The organism is Lentzea sp. NPDC059081, assembly GCF_042738015.1.
GTDB lineage: Bacteria > Actinomycetota > Actinomycetes > Mycobacteriales > Pseudonocardiaceae > Lentzea.
The window spans coordinates 92,901-117,195 of the sequence record NZ_JBHYGW010000016.1 but is presented as its reverse complement, the minus strand read 5'-3'; the positions used below and the strand labels follow the sequence as shown (position 1 = coordinate 117,195).

General features: G+C 70.5%; 20 protein-coding genes and 1 pseudogene. 13 read left to right on the top strand and 8 right to left on the bottom strand.

From position 1 onward, the window contains the following. Nucleotide 1 precedes the first annotated feature (1 nt). Nucleotides 2-781: a hypothetical protein gene (locus tag ACFWV3_RS29850; RefSeq protein WP_382415952.1), complete on the bottom strand. Its 780-nt coding sequence runs from the start codon at nt 779-781 to the stop codon at nt 2-4. Between the two features lie 180 nt (nt 782-961). After that, nucleotides 962-2,695: a hypothetical protein gene (locus ACFWV3_RS29845; protein WP_382415950.1), complete on the bottom strand. Its 1,734-nt coding sequence runs from the start codon at nt 2,693-2,695 to the stop codon at nt 962-964. A 235-nt stretch (nt 2,696-2,930) separates the two neighbouring features. Between ACFWV3_RS29845 and ACFWV3_RS29840 the strand changes: the two genes are divergently transcribed. Next, complete coding sequence (locus tag ACFWV3_RS29840; RefSeq protein WP_382416102.1) at nt 2,931-4,184, top strand: DUF2252 domain-containing protein; 1,254 nt, start codon at nt 2,931-2,933, stop codon at nt 4,182-4,184. Between the two features lie 6 nt (nt 4,185-4,190). On the opposite strand, the gene ACFWV3_RS29835 is transcribed toward ACFWV3_RS29840, so the two are convergent. Next, nucleotides 4,191-5,105: a diguanylate cyclase gene (locus ACFWV3_RS29835; protein WP_382415948.1), complete on the bottom strand. Its 915-nt coding sequence runs from the start codon at nt 5,103-5,105 to the stop codon at nt 4,191-4,193. 216 nt (nt 5,106-5,321) lie between these two features. Here ACFWV3_RS29835 and ACFWV3_RS29830 point away from each other — a divergent pair, with 216 nt between their 5' ends. From ACFWV3_RS29830 to ACFWV3_RS29815, 4 genes are all read left to right on the top strand, one after another. After that, nucleotides 5,322-6,029 (top strand): hypothetical protein, encoded by a 708-nt coding sequence (locus tag ACFWV3_RS29830; RefSeq protein WP_382415947.1) that lies wholly within the window; start codon nt 5,322-5,324, stop codon nt 6,027-6,029. Nucleotides 6,030-6,096: 67 nt separating this feature from the next. Then, complete coding sequence (locus ACFWV3_RS29825) at nt 6,097-6,654, top strand: hypothetical protein (protein ID WP_382415945.1); 558 nt, start codon at nt 6,097-6,099, stop codon at nt 6,652-6,654. Further along, entirely contained in the window at nt 6,641-7,855 is a 1,215-nt protein-coding gene (locus tag ACFWV3_RS29820) for an MAB_1171c family putative transporter (RefSeq protein ID WP_382415943.1), read from the top strand. The genes ACFWV3_RS29825 and ACFWV3_RS29820 overlap by 14 nt, the downstream gene beginning before the upstream one ends. Continuing rightward, nucleotides 7,856-9,232: an NAD(P)/FAD-dependent oxidoreductase gene (locus ACFWV3_RS29815; protein WP_382415941.1), complete on the top strand. Its 1,377-nt coding sequence runs from the start codon at nt 7,856-7,858 to the stop codon at nt 9,230-9,232. Here ACFWV3_RS29815 and ACFWV3_RS29810 read toward each other — a convergent pair. Then, complete coding sequence (locus ACFWV3_RS29810) at nt 9,216-9,689, bottom strand: VOC family protein (protein ID WP_382415939.1); 474 nt, start codon at nt 9,687-9,689, stop codon at nt 9,216-9,218. The genes ACFWV3_RS29815 and ACFWV3_RS29810 overlap by 17 nt on opposite strands. Nucleotides 9,690-9,775: 86 nt before the next feature. On the opposite strand from ACFWV3_RS29810, the gene ACFWV3_RS29805 reads away from it, so the two are divergent. Beyond that, entirely contained in the window at nt 9,776-10,777 is a 1,002-nt protein-coding gene (locus ACFWV3_RS29805; protein ID WP_382415937.1) for a helix-turn-helix transcriptional regulator, read from the top strand. Nucleotides 10,778-10,782: 5 nt separating this feature from the next. On the opposite strand, the gene ACFWV3_RS29800 is transcribed toward ACFWV3_RS29805, so the two are convergent. Then, nucleotides 10,783-10,965: a DUF4262 domain-containing protein gene (locus tag ACFWV3_RS29800; protein WP_382415936.1), complete on the bottom strand. Its 183-nt coding sequence runs from the start codon at nt 10,963-10,965 to the stop codon at nt 10,783-10,785. A 115-nt stretch (nt 10,966-11,080) separates the two neighbouring features. Next, nucleotides 11,081-11,218, bottom strand: a pseudogene (locus ACFWV3_RS29795) (DUF4262 domain-containing protein); the annotation flags it as partial. Between the two features lie 249 nt (nt 11,219-11,467). Between ACFWV3_RS29795 and ACFWV3_RS29790 the strand changes: the two are divergent. From ACFWV3_RS29790 to ACFWV3_RS29780, 3 genes are all read left to right on the top strand, one after another. Beyond that, nucleotides 11,468-14,461, top strand: a complete 2,994-nt coding sequence (locus tag ACFWV3_RS29790; RefSeq protein WP_382415934.1) for a TIR domain-containing protein — start codon at nt 11,468-11,470, stop codon at nt 14,459-14,461. A gap of 136 nt (nt 14,462-14,597) precedes the next feature. Then, entirely contained in the window at nt 14,598-15,401 is an 804-nt protein-coding gene (locus ACFWV3_RS29785; protein ID WP_382415932.1) for an SAM-dependent methyltransferase, read from the top strand. 17 nt (nt 15,402-15,418) lie between these two features. Continuing rightward, on the top strand, nt 15,419-15,847 hold the full coding sequence (locus tag ACFWV3_RS29780) for a very short patch repair endonuclease (RefSeq protein ID WP_382416100.1): 429 nt from the start codon (nt 15,419-15,421) through the stop codon (nt 15,845-15,847). Between the two features lie 43 nt (nt 15,848-15,890). On the opposite strand, the gene ACFWV3_RS29775 is transcribed toward ACFWV3_RS29780, so the two are convergent. Further along, nucleotides 15,891-17,003, bottom strand: coding sequence for a DNA cytosine methyltransferase (locus ACFWV3_RS29775; protein ID WP_382415930.1), 1,113 nt, complete (start codon nt 17,001-17,003; stop codon nt 15,891-15,893). A 98-nt stretch (nt 17,004-17,101) separates the two neighbouring features. Then, a complete protein-coding gene (locus ACFWV3_RS29770; protein WP_382415927.1) occupies nt 17,102-18,709 on the bottom strand; it encodes a ricin-type beta-trefoil lectin domain protein in 1,608 nt (535 codons plus the stop codon). A gap of 163 nt (nt 18,710-18,872) precedes the next feature. Between ACFWV3_RS29770 and ACFWV3_RS29765 the strand changes: the two genes are divergently transcribed. The 4 genes from ACFWV3_RS29765 (at nt 18,873) to ACFWV3_RS29750 (ending at nt 24,210) form a co-directional block, all read left to right on the top strand. Next, complete coding sequence (locus ACFWV3_RS29765; protein ID WP_382416098.1) at nt 18,873-19,379, top strand: SigE family RNA polymerase sigma factor; 507 nt, start codon at nt 18,873-18,875, stop codon at nt 19,377-19,379. Continuing rightward, nucleotides 19,376-20,308: an LCP family protein gene (locus ACFWV3_RS29760; protein ID WP_382415925.1), complete on the top strand. Its 933-nt coding sequence runs from the start codon at nt 19,376-19,378 to the stop codon at nt 20,306-20,308. Before ACFWV3_RS29765 ends, ACFWV3_RS29760 begins: the two co-directional genes overlap by 4 nt. 86 nt (nt 20,309-20,394) lie before the next feature. Continuing rightward, the gene (locus tag ACFWV3_RS29755) at nt 20,395-23,151 is read left to right on the top strand and encodes an AAA family ATPase (protein WP_382415923.1); all 2,757 of its coding nucleotides are present in this window, start codon (nt 20,395-20,397) and stop codon (nt 23,149-23,151) included. Nucleotides 23,152-23,289: 138 nt separating this feature from the next. Then, nucleotides 23,290-24,210 carry a hypothetical protein gene (locus ACFWV3_RS29750; RefSeq protein WP_382415921.1) on the top strand — a complete coding sequence of 307 codons (921 nt, stop codon included), beginning with the start codon at nt 23,290-23,292 and terminating at the stop codon, nt 24,208-24,210. Nucleotides 24,211-24,295 lie beyond the last annotated feature (85 nt).

The window sequence follows — 24,295 nt, the reverse complement described above, 5'->3', positions numbered from 1 at the left end:
GTCAGGGCACGAGTGCCCACGCCTGCTGCGCGCTGGCCTGGCAGAACGCGAGCCAGCGGCTCTGGGTGGTGATCGCACCGTCCGAGCCGGCGCGGACCAGCGCGGCCGACGAGTCGCGCTGGGTCTGCGGGCCCCAGATGCCGTCGATCCCCGTGGAGTAGCCCCAGATGTACTGGCAGGCGGCCTGCACGAAGTACGTCTGCGTGGTCGACGACGTGGCGAAGCTCGAGTTGTCGCTGCCCGAGATCGCGTTGTCGACGTGCACGTGGTTGTGGTGGTCCGAGTTGTCCAGATAGGACAGCACGTGCCGGAAGTGGTAGTGCAGCGAGGCAACCGTTCCCCAGTACCGGATCCGCGCGGTGCGCAGGGCGTCGCCGGTCAGGTTCCGCCACTGGTCGTAGCGTGCGGTGAAGGCGGTGAACGTCGCGCCCGTGTCCCGGTTGGTGATGAGCAGGCGCGCGAGGTCGAACGCGCGGCCCTCGCCGTGCAGGCCCGGCTTGTCGACGTAGGCGCCGTACGAGTAGATCTTGTGCGGCGCGGTCCAGTGGTACGGCGTCCACTTGCGCCAGTTGACGTGCCAGGTCTCCAGGCGCGAGTAGAAGCCGGGCTCGTACTCGAACGACGACGCGGCGCCGTTCACCTCGTAGTAGGTCGGCTGCGAGTTGATCTCGCTGTGCGCGACGAGGGAGGCCGCGGTCGCCTGACCGGTGCCGAGCAGCAGCGCCGCCGGTCCCGCGAGCCCCGCGGCGAGAACGCTCCGGCGCGAAATCGATCCGTTCATGCCCGGCAGTCTTCTGCCGGGCATGAACGCGATCCCTAGTCTCGCGGCCAGTCTTGCGCCGCGCCGGCCGCCGCCTCTTCGACGACCGGCTCCGCCTCGTCCGTCAGCATTCGTTCGACCTGTTCCCTGCTGGCACCGAACATGAAGCACATGCCGTCGACGGTAGGCGCGGCTCCCTCGTCAGGCTTCTCGATTCCTGCTCGCTGCGACCGCTCCCGTCCCAAACGCCACGAGCAGTCCGCCGAGCAGGCACAGGCCGAGCACTGACGCGCCCGTCTGGGCCAGCGCGACCTTCACCGGCGGCGGGGCGGACCCGCCGGGACCGGGAGGGGTCGGGCCGGGCGTCGGCGGCCACGGCTCCTCCGCCTTCGGGTCGACCTGGATCCGCAGCTGCACCGGGGCGTACGTGGTCACGTGGACCACGCGTTCGAACTCAACGCGGTAGGTCCACGGACCGTCGACGTGTGCGACGTACCACCCGGCGGGCACGTGGTCGAACGTCAGCCGCCCCGACTCGTCCGTGACGGCCTCGGCGACGACCGCGTCGGTGTACTTGTCGTGCAGGACGACCCGAACCGCGGCGACACCTTCACCCTCCTCGAACCCGCCGCTGTTGTCCCTGCTGTGCCAGATCAGGCCTTCGATCGAACCGAACCCGCCGGGAACGACGGCCCTGGCACCGGCCTCGGCGAAACCCCTGTCCTTCAAGATCTGCGGCCCGAAGATGCAGACCGCGAGCACCTCACCGTGGTTCACGGCGTCCTGCGGCACCACGTCGACGACGCTGAAAGTCCTGGTCTCGCCTGCCCCGATGGTCACCCCCTCGCCCGTCGGCGCCAGATCACCCCAGTTCACCTGCGTGCCGATGTAGTAGTCGCCGAAGTCGCGGCACGCGGCCTGGACGCCGGTGACCGGTCGAGAGCCGTTGTTGGACAGCGCCACCGAGATCGTGGCCTGTTCCCCTGCCTGGTAGGTGCCCTTGTCCAGGGTCAGCGTCGCCGTGAGCGAGTCGGTGGAGGGGCGTTCGGCACGAACCAGCAGCTCCACGCCGTCCGGCGTGACGCGGAGGTTCTGCACCGACCCGTCACCCGTCGGCACCACCCAGCCGTCGGGGTGCTGGTAGGCGGCGAGCCAGGGGCCGCCCTCCACCTTCTCGAACAGGAACCGCCCGTCGGAACCGGTGGCACGCGTGTCCCGGTTGCCATACGCACCGAAGATCTGCACGTTCATGCCGGCGAGGGCCTCACCCTCGTCCTGGCGGCCGTTGTGGTTGCTGTCGCCGTAGACGACACCGCGCACGTCCCCCGCGGTCGGCGTCACCGCGGCGAGAGCGCCGAAGTGGTCCTCGCGGTTGTCCGTCCTGCCGGTGAAGTCGAGGTAGCGGTCGGTGAAGCCGGCCGTGCGGTCCTGCCAGTTGTACCTGTCGGCGACGGCGCCGGAGAACTCGAGCACGCGGGTCTCGCCGGGAGCGACCTGGATGCCGTCGCCGCCGGGGCGCAACGGCGACCAGTTCCACCGGTCGTACATCGGACTGCCGATCGGGAACGGGAAGCGGACGCGTTCGGCCGCCTGCTCGCCGATGTTGGTGATCGTGAACTTGATGCGCATGTCCTCGTGCAGCAGGTACTGCTGCTTGTCGAACTCGACGGTCGTGCGCAGGGCCGCGGGAGTCGCGACCGTTCGGGGCTGGGCCTGTTCCGATGACGGCGGCTGTGGTGCCGACGACGACGGTGGCTCGGTGGTGGTAGTAGTGGTCGTGGTGGTGGTTTCCGGCGGCGGCGAGGCCGACGTGGGAATCTCCGACGGATCGGGTTCCTGGGCCAGCACGGCCGAGGCGACGCCGCCGAACGCGAGCAACGCGGCTGTGGTGAGCGCTCCGCAGCTGAGCACGGCGCGTCTCAGAGACCTGTTCAACACTTCATCCCCCATGGATGTGTTGTCTCTTGACGCCCCTCAACGCCGCACTTGCCCGGTTTGTTGAGTTCCGCGGCCAACCGGGTCCGAACTGGCGGAGAAATTTGCCCGCGAAGCAGGATCCGCACGCTTCCTCGTGTTGAGATCTGCGTCCTCAGGTGTGACAGAAGGAGGGACCGTGACCGATCGCGGCGACCGCATTGTGAGTGTGCTCGAGGACGCGTTCTCCGGGCTGATGGCGGCCGACCCCGCCGCGTTCCGGCACAAGTTCCGCAAGATGGCGGCCGAGCCGTTCGCCTTCTACCGCGGCAGCGCATGCCTCTTTTACGCCGACATGGCCGAATTGCCCGATGAATGGACGGACGAGCGCACCAGTCGCATCTGGATCCAGGGCGACCTGCACGCGCAGAACTTCGGTACCTACATGGACTCCGAGGGCACGCTCGTGTTCGACGTGAACGACTTCGACGAGGCCTACCTCGGCTCGTACACGTGGGACGTCCGCCGGTTCGCCGCCTCCATGGCCCTGCTGGGCTGGCGCAAGGCGTTGCCGGACAGCGTGATCACCGACCTGATCCGCACCTACGTCTCGGCCTACGTCACCCAGGTCCGCACGTTCGCCGAGCACCCGAACGACGAACTCTTCGCCCTCCGCCTCGACAGCACCGAGGGGGCCCTCCACCGCGTGCTGCAACGAGCCCGCCTGGAGACGCGCATCGGCCTGCTGAACGACAAGACGACCATCGTGGACTACGAACGCCAGTTCCGCCGCGACCGCGAAGGCACCCACGAACTCACGGACGAGGTGCGCGCCGCCGTCGAGCGGGCGTTCGAGTCCTATCTGGACACCATCCCGACCGGCAAGCGGGCCAGCAGCCGCACCTACGCCGTCAAGGACGTGGTGGGCCGCAGCGGTTTCGGCATCGGCTCAGCCGGTCTGCACGCCTACAACATCCTGGTCGAGGGCCGCACGCAGGCGCTGGAGAACGATGTCGTGCTGTCCATGAAGCAGGCGAACATCGCGGCCCCCAGCCGAATCGTGCACGACGAACGCATCCGCGAGTACTTCACCGACCACGGCCACCGCACCGCCGTCTCCCAGCGCGCGCTGCAGGCCCACGCCGACCCGTGGCTGGGCAACACGCAGATCGACGGCGTCGGCTACGTCGTCGCCGAGCTCTCGCCGTACGAGGCCGACCTCGACTGGTCCGACCTGACCGAGCCCGCGGACATGCTGCCGGTGCTCGACTACCTGGGCCGCGCCACGGCCAAGATGCACTGCGTGGCCGACGAGGACTCGTCGCAGACGCTGGTCGACTTCCAGTGCGAGGAGGCGATCTCGGCGGTGATCGGCGACCGCGAGGAGGAGTTCGCCGAGGCGGTCGTGGAGTTCGCGCTGGAGTACGCGGGGCAGACGCGGGAGGACCACCGGCTGTTCGTGGACGCGTTCCGGGAGGGGCGGATCAAGGGGGTGGACGCGACCGCCTGAGCCGAGCTAGCGGGTAACGCCGTGGCGGCGGGTCCACGCGGCCACGGCGGGCAGCACGTCGGCGATCCACTCGCGGGCGGCGGCGGTCAGTTCGTAGCGTGCTGCCCTGCGGATCACGAAACCGTTGTCCTGCAGGCGTTCCAGGGTGAGGATCACGCGCGGGCCCAGGGCGCGGACCAGTTCCTCCATCGGCTGCGGCCCGTCGGCGAGGGCGACCATCACCTGGGGCAACTGGTCGCTGCTCATCAGGTCCTGCAACGCGACCAGGTGGTGCAGGGCGGCGGTGTCGGTCTTGCGGTCGGCCGTCACGGCTCGTGGGTCGTGCAGTTGCACGCGGGCGCGGCCGGTGCGCTTCGCCCGTTGCAGGGCGGCGTCGGTGTCGCGGACCAGGTCGATGAGCGTGTCCTCGGCGCCGGGGACGTGGGCCGCCACGCCGATGGAGGCGGTCTGGCCGTGCAGCGTGAGGTGGTGGCCGTCGTTGGTGGTCACCTCGGTCCGCAGCGCTCGGATGCCGCGCAGGACCTGTTCCGCGACCACGGCCGCGTCGGTGCCGGTGGTGTCGGGCAGCAGCACCAGGAACTCGTCGCCGCCGTAGCGGCACACCAGGTCCGTCGGGCGGGTGCAGGCGGCCAGGACGTCGGCCACGTCGGTCAGCACCACGTCGCCCGCGGGGTGGCCGTACTCGTCGTTGATCTTCTTGAAGCGGTCGAGGTCGACCATGAGGAGCGCGACCTGTTCCCAGCGGCGCTGGGCGCGGCGGTAGGCGGACGGCGCCTGGTCGTCCCAGCCCCAGCGGCCCAGCAGGCCCGTGAGGCGGTCGGTGGCCCATGCGCCTACCGGCTGAGCGCACGAGTTGCAGCGCGTGGGCGTGCTTTCGTCGTGCAGGCGCAGGGATCCGTGGTCCATCCGCGCGGTCGCCATGAGTCCCCCCGACCCTTCAGCTACGGCCCGGCCCGATCTGCCGCGTTCAACTGAAGTGACGTCGTTCGGATCAAACGCGACACATCAGTGCAAGCGGCGGAGTGTGATCATAGGGCTACGCACTGGTGGATTCAACCCCTGTGATGCCATATGATCTCTTGGTTCCACAGCAGTGGAATGATCGCTGGCCAGGAGAAGCTCCAGCGGAGGTGTGGTGTGAGGCCGTTCGCCGAGGTCCTCAACGAGCTGTGCACCAACCCGCCCGACGGCAGGGGCAAGGTGACCAACGTGGCGCTCGCCGCCGCGGTCAAGGCACGAGGCGGGGACATCGGGCACGGCTACATCTCCCAGCTGCGGCTCGGCGTCAAGGACAACCCGACGTGCCAGGCGATCGTCGACCTCGCGGGTGCGCTCGGCGTCCACCCGGCGGTCTTCCTCGGCGGCCGTGGTGAGCTGCGCCCCGGCGAACGTCCGCGGTGGCGGGCGAACGCGGTGACGACGCTCTTCGAGGCCGTGCACCCGCCGGACCGCGGGCCGTGGTCGCCGGAGGAGGTCGCGACGGCGATCAGCTCGTCCGGCCAGTTCGGCAGCATCTCCGCGAGCTACATCCGCGAGCTGCTCAGCTCCGCGAGCGACAACCCCCGCCTCAAGCACATCCTGGGCCTGGCCGACCACTTCGGCGCCGACCCGGCGTACTTCTTCGACGACGACCTCGCGGCGCGGGTCGACTCGGAGCTCACGGACTTCCTGGCACTGCGCGAGCTCGGCGTCGTCGAGTTCGTCACCCGGCTGGCCGAACGTACCGGCGAACTGTCCCCGCAGGCCAGGGCCGCTGCGGTAGAAGGGTTCAGACAGGCACTGGAGGTCGGCGAAGGATGGTCGTTCCCGTTGAACGGCCACCGCCCGGCCCCGGACCACACTTGACGATGACGACGCCGGCGTGAAGATCTCTGCCTGGACCGCTGCAGACGACATCGAGAGGAGGCGACGGGTGAACCGCAGGAAACTGCGCAAGCTGGTCGACGAGGTCGCCCGCGACCTCGACCTGCCGCCCGACGCCACGCACCGGGACGCGAGCCGCCGGGTCTGCGAGCTGATGAGCGAACGCCTGGGACGTCCCGTCGACGTCCGCTTCGGCGCCATCGGCAACGCGATCTGCCTCAGCGGCGCCACGGCGTTGCTCGAGAACGGCACGTACCTCGTCATCTGCGCCGACTCGCCGTCCTGGTACCACCGGCTGCACGTGCTGCTGCACGAGTTCGCGCACGTGCTGCTGGAGCACCAGCCCGTCGCGCTGAGCCGCGGCGAGGGCATCCGCAAGCTCGCCCCGCACCTGCTGCCCAGGATGGCGCAGATCATCGCCGGGCGGACGACGCTCACCGAGGACGAGGAGCGCGAGGCCGAGAACCTCGCCGACCACCTGCTGGAGCGCCTCACCGAGCACCGGGTGTGGTCCGACACGGCGACGACCGAGGAGCCCGCGCACGTGCGGCGGGTGGCGGAGTCGCTCGAGGGAAGATCCCGCTGGGTGCGTCGTGGCGATCTTTAACCTGATCTACCTCTCGTGCGGTGCCGTCGGTCTGCTCCTCCTCGCGTACAAGATCCGCGCGCTGCGGTCGATCTGGGGCAACCCCAGGGTCGTGGCGCTGATCTCGACCGTCTTCTTCGGCGCGTTCGCCGTGTTCCTCGCCGCGCCCGCGAACATCACGTGGATCAACTCGACCAGCGGTGTGCCGAACTTCGCCGCGCTGCTCGTCTACGGCATGGTGGTCTGCTTCGCCGGGGCGGCGTTCGCGCTGGTGCTGTACTGGCGCTACCCGGCGGCCCAGGCGTGGCGGCGGGTCCGGCTGATCCTGGTCGGCTACACGGCGGTCGTCACCGCGATGGCCGTGCTGTTCTTCCAGTCCGAGATCGGCGAGGAACGCCAGGTCGACTTCGACACGTACTACTCGTCCCAGCCGACCATCGCGGTCTTCCTGTTCATCTACCTCGTCGCCACCGCGGTCGGGTGCGGCGGGCAGGCCTACCACTGCCGGCAGGGCGCGCGGGACGAGGCGATCTCCGCCAGGCCGTGGCTCGCGCGCGGTCTGCTCTGGTACTGCGCCACGGGGCTGTTCCCGGTGGCGTTCGCGGTCGTCAAGCTGGTGGTGCTGCTGCTGAACTGGACCGGTGAGCACCGGTTCGACGTGCTGAGCACGGCGGCGCCGTTGATGGCTTCACTGGGCATGATCCCGCTGGTGATCGCGATGGCGTTGCCCGCCTTCGGACCGCAGCGCCCGTCGCCCTCGCTGTGGCTGCGGCGCTGGCGGACGTACTTCGCGTTGCGGCCGTTGCACCGCGCGCTGGTGCACGTGAACCCCGCGATCGTCCTCGTGGCGCCGGGCAAGTTCCTCAACCCGCACCACCGCGTGCGCCGGCAGATCATCGAGCTCAACGACTGGCGCTGGGCCCTCACGCCGTACTTCGACCTGACCATCGGCGAGGCGGCCACGTCGCTCGCCCGCGACGCCGCGCTGGCCAAGGACGAGGTGGCCGCGGTCGTGGAGGCGGCCCAGCTGCGGGCGGCGGGGTCGTCCGGCCGGTCGAAGCCCGCGCAGCGCCGTCCCGCCGCGGAGATCGTCGACGGCACGGACCTCAATGCCGAGCACGACCGGTGGGTGCGGATCTCCCGGGCGTACCAGCACTCGCCGATCGTCGACGCCGCCGTCGCCGACGCCCGGCGCGTCGAAGCAGCAGGGGGAATGGACTAGATGGCACCCACTCACGCCGTAGTGCTCGGCGGCGGGCTCGCGGGCCTGCTCGCGGCGTCCGTCCTCGTGCGGCACTTCGACGAGGTCACCGTGGTGGAGCGCGACAAGCTGCCGGACGGGCCGTCGCCGCGGTCGGGGGTGCCCCAGGCCCGGCACGCGCACCTGCTGATGTCCGGTGGCGCGCGGGCGATCGAGTCGGTGCTGCCGGGGACGCTGGACGCGCTGTTCGCCGCCGGGGCGCACCGGATCGGCGTGCCGAACGACCTGGTGTCGCTGAGCGCGCAGGGCTGGGTGCCGCGGTTCCCCGAGATGCAGTTCATCGTGTCGTGCAGCCGTGCGCTGCTCGACTTCGTGGTGCGCGGCCAGGCGTTGCGCGACGAGGGGATCTCCGTCCTGACCGGCACCGAACCGGTGTCGTTGCTCGGGGACCGGCACGCGGTGACCGGGGTGGTGGTCGAGGACCGGATCTCGCACGAGCGGACCCCGCTGGAGGCGGACCTCGTCGTGGACGCGACCGGGCGCGGCTCGCGGCTGCCCACGTGGCTGGTCGAGTTCGGGCTGCCCGCGGTGCCGTCGGAGTCCGTCGACTCCGGACTCGCCTACGCCACCAGGATCTTCCGCGCTCCCGAGTCGGCCGCGGCCGCCTTCCCGATCGTCAACGTGCAGGCGAACCCGCGTGACCCGCATCCGGGCTGCACGGCGACGTTGCTGCCCATCGAGGACGGGCGGTGGCTGGTCACGCTGTCCGGGACGCGCGGCGGCGAGCCGACGACCGACGAGTCGGAGTTCGTGTCGTTCGCGCGGTCGGTGCGCAACCCCGTGGTGGGCGAGCTGATCTCGTCGGCCGAGCCGCTGTCGCCGGTCTACGGGTCGCACAGCACGACGAACCGGCGCAACTACTTCGAGCGCGTGAAGCCGTGGCCCGCCGGCTTGCTGGCGCTGGGCGACTCGGTGGCCACCTACAACCCCGTGTACGGGCACGGGATGTCGATCGCGGCGCAGAGCGCGCTGGCGTTGGACGCCGGTCTTTCCACCGGGAGCGGTGCCGCGCGGATCCAGCGCGACATCGGCAAGGTGGTCGACGGCGCGTGGGCGATGGCGACCAACCAGGACATCCTCTACCCCGGCGCGGTCGGCAAGCCGTTGCCGTTGGTGGGGCGGGTGTTGCAGCGCTACGTCGACCGCCTGGTGCGCACGGCGACGACGGAAATCGCTGTCACACGGGCGTTCCTGGACGCGTTCACGCTGTCCGCGCCGATGGCGAACCTGCTGAGCCCGCGGATGGTGTGGGCGACGTTGCGCGGACCGCGGCGGTCGGTGTCGCCGGAGCCCACGCTGACCGCCGACGAGCGCGAGCGGGTCACCTCCGCGGAGTGAAGTCCAGGCTCTGCACGTACTTCATGGCCTGCTCGAACACCGGGTCCTGCATCCGGGCGGTCAGCTCCTCTGCGCCTGGCTCGGCGACGCGCTGGTGGATCCACCACAGGGTGCCGAACGGGTCGGCGAACCGGCTCACCCGGTCGCCCCAGAACATCTCGGTCGGCTCGGTCACGACGGTAGCGCCGTTCTCGCGCGCCTTCCGGAGCGTCTCCGCGTCGTCCTCGACGTAGAGGCGCAGGAACGCCGGGGTGGGCGGCCAGGCCGGCACGTCGAACAGCATCACGACCGAGTCGCCGACGCGGACCTCGGCGTGCCCGATGTTCGGCGCCTCGCCCACCCGTCCGAGCTCGGTCGCGTCGAACACGTCGACGATGAAGTCGATGAGCTCGGCCGTGTGGCCTTGGGTGATCAGCCACGGCGTGACGGTGTGATAGCCCTCGGGCACGACGTTCATCGGTTTCTCCCCTGCTTTCGGTGGTGAGACGACCGTATGACCGATATAGGACCGTTTCGGCCCTAGTTCTGCCTTAGGTTGGACCCGTGAGTGACGCGGCTCGGTTGTTGCGCTTGTTGTCGTTGCTGCAGATGCCCCGCGAGTGGCCCGGCAGCGAGCTCGCGCGCCGCCTGGACGTCACCCCGCGCACCGTGCGCCGCGACGTCGACCGCCTGCGCGACCTCGGCTACCCCGTCGAGGCCACGCTGGGCGCGCTCGGCGGGTACCGGCTCGCCGCGGGCACGGCGATGCCCCCGCTGCTGCTGGACGACGAGGAAGCCGTCGCCATCGCGGTCGGCCTGCGCACCGCCGCCCGTCAGCCGGTGGCCGGCATCGCCGAGGCGTCGTTGCGCGCCTTGGCGAAGCTGCAGCAGGTGCTGCCGTCCCGGCTGGCTCGGCGGGTGTCGGCCCTGACCGCGGCCACCGCCTCGGCCGGGGCGCCGTTCGCCTCGCTCGTCGACCCCGGCCAGCTGACCGTGGTCGCGGGCGCGGTCGAAGCCCGTTCGCGCGTGCGGTTCTCCTATGTCGCGCAGGAGAACGTGACGTCCCGTCGGCATGTCGAGCCTGTTCAGTTGGTAGCGCTGGACCGGCGCTGGTACCTCCTCGCTTTCGACGTCGATCGGGACGACTGGCGGACTTTCCGGCTGGACCGCGTCTCTTCCGCGCTGGCGACCGGGGTTCGGTTTCCGGCGCGCGTGCCACCGGGTGGAGATGCGGCCGCGTACGTGAAGTCGACGATGTACGCGTCGGCGCCGACTTACCGGGCTCGCGCCACGTTGCGGGTGCCCGTGGAGCCGGCTCGAGCCCGGCTGGGCGACGCCGCCGGTGAGCTGACTGCTGTCGACGACGGCTCGTGCGCGTGGGTGAGTGACGAGGACACGGTGGAGTACCTCGCGTTCCGGCTTGCTCTGCTGGAGTGCGAGTTCGTGGTGCACGGGCCGGCGGAGCTGGTGGAACAGCTGCGAGGGCTGGGAGAACGGATCAGCCGCTCGGTGGGAGGGCGAACTGCTCCGGAGCGGCGGCGATCAGCGCCGAAACCCCGGCGGTAGGCGCCTCACCCTCCCGGCGGTCTCGCTCTCATCCCCAGCACCGGCTGCCCACCCGTCACACCGGCGTATTCCGGGTCCCACGGCCACCTCCCCTCCGCATCCGCGTGCACGAGTTGCAGCGCCGCGATCCCCTCCCCGAACAGCCGCGCGGACACCAGCAGGTGGGCCCACGGCCGTGCGACCTTCACGACCTCCAGCAGCGGGCCGCCGGGTGGCGAGAAGCGCTGGCCCGGTGAGGGGAGGCAGGTGGTCGGCGGTGTCGTCGAGCAGGCGGCCGCCCTCCAGGACCGGCAGGCCCGTGACGACGAGCTCCGGCAGGCCCAGCAGGGTCAGGCCGACGGTGTAGGCCCAGGGCGGGTGGGCTCGGTCCCGTTCCAGGGCCTGGACGGCCCAGCCGCGGGCGTCGATGCAGCGGCGCAGGGTGGCCAGGTGGTCTTCCATCCGGTCGGCGGGGTGGTCGCAGTCCCAGCACATGGCGGTCTCCTCGGATCGGTGTGGTTCCAGTGTGGCGAGGAGGACCGACAAGATCGTTTGGGCAGTTCATGGACAGAAAGTTGACAAACGATCTGTGGGCCGTCTGGATCGTTAATCTGCGACGCACGGAGGATCGTCCATGCGCCAAAGAGGGCTTCTCATCGCGTTGGTTGAGGCTGTACACACGTTCGCCGTTCCGGCGGTCCGGGGCCGCTGATGGACATGGAACCCGGCTCGCCGTTGGCCAACGCCGTCAAGGCCGCGCGTTCCGCCGCGCTGCGCGGCAACGTGCTCGGGGTCGACCTCGCCTACGTGCGAGCCGCCAAGATCAGCCCCGTCGTCACCTACGACCACTGCTCGACGCTGCTCAACCTCGGCGCGATCGGCAGGGCCGCGCAACGGTGCGACGAGTACCTGGCGCAGTTCGACGACACGGCGCTGCGCGTGCTGCGGGCGCAGATCCGCAGTGCGACGACGAACCACGAGGGCGCGACGCGGGAGGTCCGCGAGCTGCGCAAGCGGAAGCTCACCGAGCTGGAGCAGGCGAAGCTCGCCAGGGTCGCCGCGCTCGCCGCCGCCGACCGGTACGACTTCCCCACCGCGGAGAGCGAGCTCGACGCCGCCGAACGGCACTTCCGCCGCGCCGGCCGCAGTGAGTTCCTCGAGGACGTCGGCAAGGACCGGCTGCTGCTGGACGTGCGCAGGTCCACGCACGTCCCGAGGCTCCCGAAGCCCACGCTGCACACGCCCGCCGAGTTCCTGCGGCGGTCGGCGGCGTTGCGGCGGGACGTGCGGTACGAGGAAGCGCTGGCGTTGATGACCAGGGCCGTCACGAGCTACCAGGTCGAGCCCGCGCTGCGGTTCGCCGTGCTGTACGAGCTGACGGTGCTGCTCGTGCTGACGCGGCAGGCAGGATCGGCGCGCAAGCTGTTCCCGCTGCTGGTGTCCGCGGCCGGGCCCGAGGTGATCTCGAAGCTCCCCGACGCCACCAGGACGTTGCGCCTCGAACGCCGGCTCGACCACGTGCGCAGGCTGGTCGTGGACGGCGAACTGCTGAAGGCGAAGGGGATGCTGGGCGAGGGCAACTCCGCGCTCTGGCACCTGACCGCCGCCGAGATCGCCCACGCCGAGGACCAGTTCGACGAGGCTGCGCACCACTTCCACGAGGCCGCGACGCGGTCGAACCACGCGGAGCTCAAGGCGCTCGCGCTGCGCAAGCTCGGCGACGCGTGCGCCGACGCCGGCGAGGAGGACGAGGCCGCGCGGTACTGGCGCGAGTCGCGCCGGGTCGAGCAGGGCACCGCCGACCAGCAGAACGGCCCGAAGCTGAAGATGCTGCGGGCGGCCCCGGACGAACGCGACGGCCGCGTGCTCGCCGCGGTCCGGCGGGTCGAGCGCGAGGGCCGGAAGGCGTTGCCGGGCCTGGTGGTCGCGGTCGAGGCGGCCAAGAACGCCAAGATCCTCACGGCGCCCAGGAACCTCCCGCGGTTCACCGACCTCCCGGCCGCCCGGCGCTGGCTCGCCAGGACGACCAGGAACCTGCCGCGCGACCAGGTCGTGTGGATGATGCACGCGACGCCGGACGAGCTGCACCACGTGATCATCGGGCGCGACGTCACCCACCTCACGACCGACGTCCACATCAGCGACCTCACCGAGACCGTGCGCCGGCTGAAGGCCTGGAAGCCCAAGCACGAACCGACCGTCCTCGGCGCGCTGCTCATCGAGCTGACGACGTTGATGGGGCTGGAAGAAGTCGTGCGGGTGCTGCCTCCGAACGCGACCAGGGTCGTCGTGGTGGCGGGTGACCTGCTGGCGGACGTGCCGTTCGCCGGTCTGCCCGTGCTCGGCCGGTTCCTGGGCATCAGCCACGCCCTGTCGGTCCTGCCGTGCCTGTCCGCGCTGCCACCGCTGCGACGTCGTGCGCGCGCCCAGCGAGGCGACGGGACCGCGGTCGTCGGCAAGGCGTCGGAACTGAAGAACGCACTTGGGGAACGCCACGTCCACCGCGTCCGCATCGACGCCTGCAGCACGTCCAACAGGCTGAGCCCCGAGCAGTCGTGGCTGCAGCTCGGCGGCGAGAGGGTGTCCGCGGAAGCGTTGCGGGGCATGGACTTCAGCTCGTGCGGCACGGTCGTGCTCGGCGCGTGCGAACCCGGTTTCGCCCACGCCGTCGTCACCGCGGGAGCGGGCGCCGTCGTGGCGGCGCGCTGGGCGACGGACGACGGGCCGAAGCGCGCGGTCCTGGAGGCGTTCGACAGGAACCTCGCCACGCTGCCCCGCGACCGGGCGTTGCAGCAGGCGCTGGGAGAGGTCGGCGACCGGCACCCGGCGGAGTGGGCCTGCTGGTCGGTGTACGGCGACGCGGGAGTGCAGACCACGGCGGGCCCGCTGCGCAGACGACTCAGGAAGAACGGAGAGCCCGTGCCGCTCGAAACCCGTCCCAAGGTGTTCCTGTCGTTCTCGGGCAAGGACCGCGCGCACGCCGAACGGCTGCGCGCGGAGCTGGAGGAACGCAACGTCAACGCCTACCTCGGCGAGGCGGAGACGGACGACGCCGCGCCCGTCGACGAGGCGCTCGCCACCTCCGACTACCACGTCCTGCTGTGGTCGGCGAACACCTCGCGGCGCGAGTGGGACACCGAGGAGTGGACCGCGGCGTTCGCCCTGGAACTCACCCGGCGGCGCGCGTTCCTGTTCGTCGTGCGGCTCGACGAGGAACCGCTGCCGGCGTTCCTGGCTCCCCGCAAGCACATCGACCTGGCCGACGCCGCCGACCGCCTGGTCGCGACGTGGCGGGCGGACCGCAAGTCGGAGCTGCCGGTGTTCCCGCAGCCCGTCCCTCCCGCACCGGACGGCCCGACCACCGCGGTCTCCGTGCGCAGCCACGACCTCGGCGTCACGCACGTCGTCATGACGCCGGCCCACGTGACCGGTGCCGAGCTGTACCAGGTGGTGTTCGACTCGCTGCGGCTGCCGACCGAGCAGGCGACGTTCGACGGGTCGACCGGGATGCGGTTCTCCTACGAGCTGTTCCAGCAGGACGAGTCGATCCCGACCGATCAGTCCACTGTGGAGCTGACCGGTCTCGTCGACATCGCCGTGCGGGTCGAGCCGTTCGGCACGCGCGACGGGTTCTCCGACGAGGGGCTCGACGTCGACCAGCAACGCATGCTGCTCGTCGCCGCGTTCCGGCACCTGCTGCCGTGACAAAGGTTGGCACGTATGACGAGTTGCATTCGACGGACGCATAGACGCTGGTCCGTCGCGTCCTGCACCTCGTGGCCGGGCTTTCACCCATTCCGGGCCGATACACGCGTGCACACGAGCGAGTAGGTTCTCCGGCATGGCCGAGCCTTTCTCGTGGGTGCCCGCAGGAATCAACACGGACGTGCCCAGCGCCGCGCGCGTCTACGACTTCCTGCTGGGAGGTGGCCACAACTTCGCGTCGGACCGCATGGTCGGCGACAAGGTGCTGCAGATCCTGCGCGACGGCCGCGCGATCGCCGCGTCGAACCGCTCGTTCATGCGCCGCGCGGTGCTGCTGATGATGGAGCAGGGCATCACCCAGTTCCTCGACCTCGGCTCGGGCATCCCGACGGTCGGCAACGTCCACGAGATCGTGCAGCAGGAGAACCCGGACGCACGGGTGGTCTACGTCGACTACGACGAGGTCGCGGTCTCGCACAGCCACCTCATCCTGGAGGGCAACGACCACGCGGGCGTCGTGCAGGCCGACATGTGCCGCCCGGACGACGTGCTGTCCAACCCGGTCGTGAAGGGCCTCATCGACTTCTCCAAGCCCGTCGGCCTGCTCATGGTGGCCGTGCTGCACTTCGTGTCGGACGAGAAGGGCCCGGCGGAGGTCGTCGCCCGCTACCGCGACGCCATGCCGGCCGGCAGCCTGATCGCCCTGTCCCACCTGACGGCCGACTTCAAGCCGGAGGAGATGGGCGGCGTCGTCGAGGCCATGAAGAACAGCCGCGACCCCATGTACTTCCGCTCGCTGCAGCGGTTCCAGCCGATGTTCGACGGCATGGAGGTGCTCGAACCCGGGATCGTGCCGGCGCCGCAGTGGCACCCGGATCTCGGGCCGGCCGGTGAAGGTGGCCCGGAGGACGTCTACGTCGGGGTGGGCCGCAAGGCTTAGGGTCCGTGTCCGGGACAATGCCCGGCGTGGAGTCCCTCGAGACCGCGCCGGCCGTGCGCGCCCGCATGAGCAAGCAGAAGTCCCGGGACACGCAGATCGAGGTCGACCTGCGCAGAGCGCTGTTCGCCGCCGGGCTGCGCTACCGGGTGCACCGCAGGCCGGTGAAGGGCGTCCGGCGCGAGGCCGACATCGTGTTCACCTCGGCCAAGGTCGCCGTGTTCGTCGATGGCTGCTTCTGGCACGGTTGCCCTGACCACGCGACCTGGCCCAAGAACAACGCCGAGTTCTGGCGGACGAAGATCGAGACCAACCGCCGGCGAGATCTGGACACGGACCGGAAGCTGGCCGACGTCGGCTGGCTCGCGGTGAGGGTGTGGGAGCACGAGACGGCCGCCACCGCGGCCGCTCGCGTGCATGAAATCGTGCTGAGCAGGCGACCCGGCTGATCCAGCCGCTCAGCAAAGCGGTCACGGGAGATCGCAGGCGGAGTCAATCCCGCTTCGTCGGCAGCAACGGCGTCTCGTACATGCTCGCGTCCCACGTCTCGTCGACAGCGCGGTCGAGATCGTCCGTCTCGAACGTCATGCCGAGCGCGGCGGCGAGAACGTGCGCCGCGAGTCGTGGTGGGATCGCATTGCCCACCTGCTGCGCGACCTGCTTCCCCGACCACGGGTAGTCGGCCGGGAAGGTCTGCAGCCTGCCGCTCTCCTCCGGAGTGAACCGCTCGAGCTCACGCGTGAGCAAAGGATCGCTGTAAAGCCTGTTCCGGGAGATCTTGCCCGTGACCGTCGCGGAAGGTTCGTCGGACCGGCGCCTGCCGCGGTCCTTGGGATCGCCGCCGGTGCCGTAGTTGGACACGACGACGAACTTCTTGCGGTGCGGAAGAACGTCCTCCATCGACACCCAGGGCCGCAGGTCGGCGTCCCCTTCGGACCGCGCCTTGCCCTTGCGGTAGCGTCGATGGGTGGGCTTGGGCAGCTCTGCCTTGCCGTGGCGCCGCGCGATCAGAATCGCCCGACGACGTGTCTGCGGAACGCCGTACTCCTCGGTGTGGAGAACACCGCAGATGACGTTGTACTCCAGTTCCTGCAACGCCTTGGCGTAGGCGTCCCACACCGGGAGCACGGCGGGAACCTGCTCGAGCACCACGGCTTCATAGGGCTTACCGCTGCGGTGGGCGTCGAGGATCCACCGCATGGGCTCGAGCACAAGCCCCGTGCGCTCGTCGTCGTCGCCGTGCAGTTTGCTCACTTCTTCGGTGACGTCTTCACCGTCGGCCACCATGCGGCGCAGGAAGTCGAGCACCTGGTCCAGGGCTCGCCTGCCCGCTCCTCCGCCTGCGACCGTGTACGTCTGGCAAGGCGGTCCTCCGGCGAGGACGGTCGCGTCCGGAAAGTTCTTCGGGCCGAACTTGCGCACGTCGGAGTGCCTCGTGGCCAGTCCGGCCTTCGCCCTGGTCGCACAGGCGTCGTCGTCCCACTCGATGCCGGTCACGTTCACGCCGAGCCAGTGAGCTGCGACATCGAGGCCACCAGGCCCCGCGAACAGGTCGACCATGTGGGTCTGCGCAGGCGGGAACAGCTGCGGCTGCACAGAGGTCATGAGCGCGGAGTTTATCCCTTTGGGGTCGTCAGACCCAGCAGGGACTCGCACGGCTCGGCGCACCTCGGCCGGAACGGCACCCGCAGCTGACTTCCGTCCTAGCGGAACCTCCACGCCTGAGCGGCGGAACCGTTGCAGCTCCAGATGTTCAGCCGCGTCCCCGGCGAGGTCGACGAGTTCGGGTTGTCCAGGCACAGCCCGGACTGCGGGTTCTGCACCGACCCGTCCGATCGCACGCGCCACTGCTGCGCACCGGTCCCGTTGCACCGCCACAGCTGCACGAGCGTGCCTTCGACAACCCCGCCGTTGTCCACGTCGAGGCACTTGCCGGCGATGGCGATGGTGCCGTCGGCGACGACGCGCCACTTCTGCGCGTAGGAGTTGTTGCACGTCCAGATCTGCACGGGGTTGCCGTCCGCGGAGCTGCCGCTGTCGTTGTCCAGGCAGAGTCCCGACGGCAGCTCGACGGAGCCGGTGCCGGACGGGAGGCGGTCGGTGGGCAGGGCGGGCGTGTTCAGGTGGTAGAAGTCGACGGCCAGGTAGTTCGGGGTCTTGCGGGCCGCCGGCTCGCAGAAGCGGCGGGTGCGGTCGGCCGCCTTCGAGTTGTCGGTGGCGACGGTGCCCTCGATCGGGACGTCGCGGAAGTGGTTCATGACGTAGAGCGGGCGGAAGGCGGAGTCCGTCGCGGTCAGCGGTTTGTCGCCCCAGCGGGAGTAGCAGGACCAGTCGGACGTGCCCAGGCCCGCGCCCATCGACCAGTAGTTCTCGACGGTCCAGTCGCTCTGGTACAGCACGCCGGCGTTCTCGCGGCCGTCGCGGCCGTGGCTGGTGAAGATCAGCAGGCGCTTGCCGGAGGCCCTCATCTGCGACAGCGTCGGCCAGCCGTGCTCGCGGACGCCCTCTGCCCGGTACAGGACGTCGGCCAGGCCCTGGACGCGGGCCAGCTCGGCGCGCAGGACGTCGGCGGAGACGTAGTCCTCCAGGAAGACCGTCACGATCTCGGTCGGGCGGGCCTTCAGGAAGTCGACCATGCGCTGGAGGTCGACGTTCAGGGCCACGGGCTTGCTGACGAGGGTGCAGCTGTTGTGGCACAGGATCGCGCCGTCGGGGGTCTCGTGGATGTCGAGCATGAAGCCGCGGACGCCGTCGTTGAGCTGCTGCACGATGCCGCGTGACTGGTTCGGGGCGATGTTGGCGAACATGAAGCCGCCGTCGACGCCGTTCGCGAAGGCGTTGTGGGCGGTCAGGAACGTCATCTCGTCCAGGCGCGGGTCGGCGGGGCGCTGGACGCGGACCGGGGTCACCGGGGTGAGGAACCACGTGTCGTTGCCGGTGCCGACGCGGACCTGGTCGGTGCCCGACGCGACCAGGTAGCGGTCGGCGCCGGGGTCCTTGAACCGGTATCTGTCCTGGTCGTCGAGCACGGCGGTCCACTGGGCGTCAGCGCTGGAGCAGCTGATCATCTGGGCGGTGTCGCCGGTGCGGCCGAGGCACTGGCCGCCTTCGGACAACGTGCTGCCGTTCCAGGAGAACTGCTGGCGGTCCTCGTTGCCCTTGGGGCGGTGCTGCTGGACCGAGGAGCCGGAGACGGCGGCGTTCTGGCCGGTCACGGCGCTTTGCAGGTAGTAGTTGCCGTTGGGGGCGGCGGCCGCGTCGACGGGGACGAGCAGCAGCGACAACAGCGCGAGTGCAGGGATGATGCGCATGGGTGAAGGCTCACCCATCGCCGTGAACATGAAAAGGCTTCACGTCGAAGTTCGTCCCAAACCGAGACGCGTGTGGGCCGGACCACAAAACCCGTTGCAGCGAACGGCGGCATCCAGGGGGTTTCCCGAACCGCACACGACCACGGAAGAAGAAGGGGGCGGCGTGGGGTTCGACCAGTTCGTCACCGATCGGCTGGACCGCCTGCTGGGGTACGCCACCGCGATCACCTGTGACAAACACCTGGCGCAGGACATCGTGCAGAACGTGCTCATACGCGCGCAGGGCAAGTGGGAGCGCATCGGAGCGATGGATGCTCCGTACCTCTACGTGAAGCGCATGGTGACCAACGACTACCTGTCGTGGCGTCACCGCAAGGCCGCGCGTGAGATCGCCGTGGAACGCGCCGAGCTCGCCAAGCACGTGCCGTCGATGGCCGATCCGGCCGACGCGCACGCCGAACGCGACGCCATGCGCGCACGGATCGCCGTCCTGCCACGCAAGCAACGTGCGGCGTTGGTGCTGCGGTTCTACGAGGACTGCAGTGACGCGGAAATCGCACAGGTGCTCGGCTGCGCGGAATCGACCGTGCGCAGCCAACTCTCTCGCGCACTGCAGACGTTGCGCGCCCACGAACTCGCTCGATCCGCCACCCTGGGGGTGCACTCGTGAACGACCTCATCCGCCGAGCCATCGCCGCCGAGGCAGAGGAGCGCGTCGATCCCCGGACCGTGCAGGCAGGGCTGCGGAAGGCCGAGAAGCGCACCAGGCCGTGGGGGATGATCGTCGGCGTCGCCACGCTGACCGCTGCCGCCGCGGCCGCCGCCGTCATCGTCCCGACGGCGATCAAGAAGACCGACGTGTCCCCCGCCGCGCAGACCGCTCCGGCGACCGACCAGACCGTCCTGCTCATCGGCGAGGACGACGCCGGCAGCACCGACGCGCTCATGCTCGCGCGGTTCCCGGCGGACGGGCGCTCGGTGCTGGTCGTGTCGCTGCCGAGCGACGTCCTCGTGGACGGCGGCAAGATCAACGGCCTGTTCGCCCAGGACCCGGCGAAGCTCACGGCCGCGGTCGAGCGGGCGACCGGCACGAAGGTCGACCACCACGCCGCCGTGAAGATGTCGGAGTTCGGCAAGATCTCGCAGGTGATCGGGGGTGTGGAGGTCTGCCTGAAGGCGGACACGACCGACCCGGCCACCAGGACGCGCTTCCCCGCCGGCCGGCAGACCCTCGCCGGCGACGGGGCGCTCGCCTTCCTCAGGCAGCGCCAGGGCCTCCCCCACGGCGACCTCGACCGGGTCAGGCGGCAGCAGATGTTCCTCGTCGGGCTGGCCTCGCAGGTCACGAAGGACAAGGCGCTCGCACTGGCCCGCGAGGCGAGCGGAGCGATCAAGGTCGACGCAGGCTGGGACGTGCTGGACTTCGCGCAGCGCTTCACCGGCGCGATGGGAATCAGCGTGACGACGCTGCCGGTCGGCGAGCCCCTCTACCGCGAGAACGGGTTCGCGTACGAGGCCGACCCGGCCAAGTCGAAGGAGTTCGTCGACAAGGCGCTGCAGGGCCGGGACAGCTCCGGCGGGGGCAGCTGCGTGAACTGACCTTCACCCCAATGGAGCATCAAGTCCCCCGGTTGCACCGCCGATGACCAGCATGTGGCCCGCCAGATGGCCGCTACGATCACTTCGTGCGTGAACCCCTCGAACGAGACGGCGAGATCGCGCACCTCCGCGAAGCTCTCGACGCCGCCACCCGTGGTGAGGGGCGTGTCGTCGTCATCGAGGGCCGTGCGGGCATCGGCAAGACCAGGCTCGTGCACGAGTGCCGCGAGCTGGCCAAGGACCGCGGGTTCGGGCGGCTGCAGGCGGTCGGCGACGGCCTGGAGAGCGCCATGGCGTGGGGCGTCGTCCGGCAGATGGTCGAGCGGTCCGTGTCGCGGTACTCGGGCGAGATCCGCGAGAAGATCCTGGCCGGGCCGTCCGGGGCGGCGCTGCGAGCCCTGGACGACGCCGCGCTCGACCAGAGCGAGGCCGAGCTCGCCCGCACGTTGCACTCGCTGTGGTGGGTCGCGGTGGACCTCTCGTCCACCCGGCCGCTGCTGATCACCGTGGACGACGCGCACTGGGCGGACCACTCGTCGTCGCAGTTCCTCGTCTACCTCTCGCGCCGGATCGCCGACCTGCCGATCGCGCTCGTCGTCGCGACCAGACCACCGGCGGACAACTCGGGGCCGCTGGCGCAGCTCAGCGTGTCCGCCGGCCGGTTGCTGCCGCGCCCGCTCACCGCCGAGGCGCTCACCGCCCTGGTCGGCGGGCACCCCGCGGTGGTCGCGGCACTGCACGCGGCCAGCGGCGGAAACCCGTTCCTCACCGGCGTCCTGGTCGACGAACTGGCCGCGCTGGCCCTCCCGCTCGACGACGCCTCCACGGCGGAGAAGGTCGGCACACTGGGCCCGAGCACCGTTTTTCGCGCCACGCTCGGACGGTTGCCCGCACCTGCCGTGGCGCTCGCGGGCGCCGTCGCCGTTCTCGGGTCGCACGCGGATCCCTGGCAGGCAGCGGAACTGGCGGGCGTCGACGACCTCCCGGCCGCGGTCGAGGCACTCACCACGGCCAACGTGCTCGTGACCGGTGAGCACCTCGAGTACGTGCATCCCGTTGTGCGCGAAGCGGTTCTGACCGATCTCGGTCCGATCGCCCGCGCCTCGCTGCACGCGAAAGCCGCGAAAGCGTTGTGGGACCGGCACGCGCCGGCGGACCGGGTCGCCGCACACCTCGTCCACGCTCCCCAGGGGACACTCCCGAACGCCGCGGAAGTCCTGCGCAAAGCCGCGTCCGCGTTGCTCTCGGCCGGTGACGCGCGTACGGCGGCGGCCCACCTGACCCGTGCGGTGGACGAGCGGCCCGACGACCCCGGCCTGCGCGCCGAGCTCGGCCGGGCACTGCTGCGCACCGGCGACGCGGTGAACGCGCACCGGCACCTCAAGACCGCGGCACAAGGGCTTCCGGACGCCGAACTCGTGGCGGCAGCGGCTTCGGCGACGGCGGCGCTGGAAGGTCCGGCCGCGGCGATCACCGAGCTGACCGAGGCCATCGCGGCACGACCGGACGGCGAGTCGCGGTTGCACCTGGAAGCCCGGCTCGCGGTGTTCCGCTCGTTCCTCCCCGACCAGCGCCGAACGGCGTCCGCACACCTCAGCGCCTATGCGGGCCTGGCGGGCAGCACACCGGACGAACGCACGTTGCTCGGCCTGCTCGCGCAGATGGGCCGCTACGAGGTCCGGCCGCACGACGAGGTGGCCGCGATCGCGACGCGCGCGCTGGCCAACGGCGCCTATCTCGACGACGCGACGGGCAGCACGGACGCGATGGTCGCGTGGCTGGTGGCGTTGCTCGCGCTGATGGCCGCCGACGGGGTCGACACGGCGCGGCACGAGATCGAGTGCGCACGGCGGAAGGTCCGCCGGCACGGGTCGCCGACCGAGTTCGCGATGGTCGCGAACGCGTCGCTGTTCCTGCACTGGCGCACCGGGAACATGCAGGTCGTCGAGGCGGAGGCGGAGGGCGCGCTGGCCGCCGTCGCGCACGAGGACCCGGTGTCCGAGGTGATCAGCCTGCGGGCGACCTCGACGCACTTCGCGGTGTACGCGGCGCTGGAACGGGGTGACGTCGCGGCGGCCGAGGCCTTCGTCACCGCGTTCGACACCAGGCACGCGGACGCCCGGCTGACCATGCCGATGATCTGGCTGCACGAGGTGCGGGCGCTGGTCGCGCTGGCGGAGGGCGACGCGCGGCGCGCGATGTCCGAGGCCTACCGGCAGCGCGACGCGATGCACCAGGTGCACGTCGACCCGCCGACGATCCCGTGGCGCGGGCCGGCGGCGAAGGCGGCGTTGCAGCTCGGCCGGCCCGAGCTCGCGCTGGAGCTGGCGACCGAGCAGCTCGACGTGGCACGCCGGTGGGGCGCCGCGACCGAGGTCGGCGCGGCCCTGCGGTTGCTCGCACACGCCTCGACCGACCGCGTGGACCTGCTCACCGAGTCCGTGGCGGTGCTGGAGAACTCCCCCGCACGCCTGGAGCTCGCGCGCTCGCTGGCCGACCTGGGCGAGGCGCTGCGCGTGGCCAGACGGCGCACCGACGCGCGCGAGCCGTTGCACAGGGCCATGGACCTCGCGGAGAAGTGCGGCTCGGCGGTCCTGCACACGCGAGCGGTCGAGGCGTTGGAAGCGCTGGGCGACCGACCCCGGCGTCAGGTCGTGCTGGGCACGGAGGCGTTGACGGCGTCGGAGCGGCGGGTCGCGGACCTCGCGGCGGCCGGGCGGGCGAACCGGGAGATCGCGCAGGAGCTGTTCGTGACGCCCAAGACCGTCGAGAACCACCTCGGGCGCATCTACACGAAGCTCGGAATCGCAGGTCGCAGGGACCTCGCCCGCGTTCTCGCCTGAGACAGAGCGACGTGGGGGTGGCCCTGATACACCCCACTTTCCCTCCCACGGGTTGAGGGCTCTCCCCTCATGCCCTCGGGGGTCCGTCCCGGCGAATCTTGTGTCACCACAGGGGAACACGAGACAGGGGACACCGAAATGATCCGCAATGCGCTCATCGCCGCCGCCGCTCTCACCGCCATCGCCGCACCCGCCACCGCCATCGCCGACCCGGTCCTCGGCACCCCGCCGCCGTGCGTCGGTGCCGCCGACCTGACCGGTCCCGACTTCAGCGTCAAGAAGTGCGGCATCAGCGACGTGGACCAGCACCGCGCCGGTCTGGAGAACAACGGCGGCGCCTACTGCGGCCCCGCCTCCCTCTACAACGTCCTGCACTACTGGGGTCACGAGAAGAACGCCCCGGTCGGCTGGCTGACCACGAAGGTCGGCAACCTGGACCCGAAGGACCCCGCCGACTTCAGCGTCATCACCAACTCGATCTGGCGGATCGGCGTCGACGCGAAGTACGACGGCGGCACGAACCTCACGAACCTGCGCAAGGCGTGGGACATCGCCACCAAGCCCGCCCGTGACGCCGGCTGGACCACCTCGACGGGTGTGGTGAGCACCAACAACGTCCCGGACTTCGCCGGTGAGCTCGCGAAGAAGCTCAACGAGGGCCCGATCCAGCTCGTCTACGGCCGCTACAAGGCGGGCCCGGTGGCCGGTTCGGTGCAGCGCAGCGGTGGCCACATCGTCACGGTGGTGTCCGCGACCGGGTCGTTCAACGGCAACACCATCTCGCTGAGGCTGGCCGACCCCGGCCGGGCGCTCGACAGCGGCCAGGGCGACTACCTCTACACCCAGTCCGCCTACGAGTCCCTGGACGTGACGCTGACCAAGAAGGTCCTGAACGAGTACGTGCCGGTCAAGGACGACGAGAACACCCGCGAGGACGAGTCTCAGCAGCCGGGCACCTACCGGACCGTGACGCGCTGGGAGCTGACCGGGCCGCGCTACGTCAGCGACACGACGCGTCAGATGGTCGAGGGCTTCAACTGGTTCGACATGGCCAAGTGACCTGAGCCCACCAGGGCCGCACCCTTCCCGGGGTGCGGCCCTCCGGTGTCCGGCGCACATCACGGCCGAGGACGCGGTGCCGCGG

What these genes read in the sequence shown, in the direction of transcription:
- ACFWV3_RS29850 (WP_382415952.1), bottom strand. Translation starts at nt 781, where the DNA reads ATGAACGGATCGATTTCGCGCCGGAGCGTTCTCGCCGCGGGGCTCGCG.
- ACFWV3_RS29840 (WP_382416102.1), top strand. Translation starts at nt 2,931, where the DNA reads ATGGCGGCCGACCCCGCCGCGTTCCGGCACAAGTTCCGCAAGATGGCG.
- ACFWV3_RS29835 (WP_382415948.1), bottom strand. Translation starts at nt 5,105, where the DNA reads ATGGCGACCGCGCGGATGGACCACGGATCCCTGCGCCTGCACGACGAA.
- ACFWV3_RS29815 (WP_382415941.1), top strand. Translation starts at nt 7,856, where the DNA reads ATGGCACCCACTCACGCCGTAGTGCTCGGCGGCGGGCTCGCGGGCCTG.
- ACFWV3_RS29810 (WP_382415939.1), bottom strand. Translation starts at nt 9,689, where the DNA reads ATGAACGTCGTGCCCGAGGGCTATCACACCGTCACGCCGTGGCTGATC.
- ACFWV3_RS29790 (WP_382415934.1), top strand. Translation starts at nt 11,468, where the DNA reads ATGGACATGGAACCCGGCTCGCCGTTGGCCAACGCCGTCAAGGCCGCG.
- ACFWV3_RS29785 (WP_382415932.1), top strand. Translation starts at nt 14,598, where the DNA reads ATGGCCGAGCCTTTCTCGTGGGTGCCCGCAGGAATCAACACGGACGTG.
- ACFWV3_RS29780 (WP_382416100.1), top strand. Translation starts at nt 15,419, where the DNA reads ATGCCCGGCGTGGAGTCCCTCGAGACCGCGCCGGCCGTGCGCGCCCGC.
- ACFWV3_RS29775 (WP_382415930.1), bottom strand. Translation starts at nt 17,003, where the DNA reads ATGACCTCTGTGCAGCCGCAGCTGTTCCCGCCTGCGCAGACCCACATG.
- ACFWV3_RS29770 (WP_382415927.1), bottom strand. Translation starts at nt 18,709, where the DNA reads ATGCGCATCATCCCTGCACTCGCGCTGTTGTCGCTGCTGCTCGTCCCC.
- ACFWV3_RS29750 (WP_382415921.1), top strand. Translation starts at nt 23,290, where the DNA reads ATGATCCGCAATGCGCTCATCGCCGCCGCCGCTCTCACCGCCATCGCC.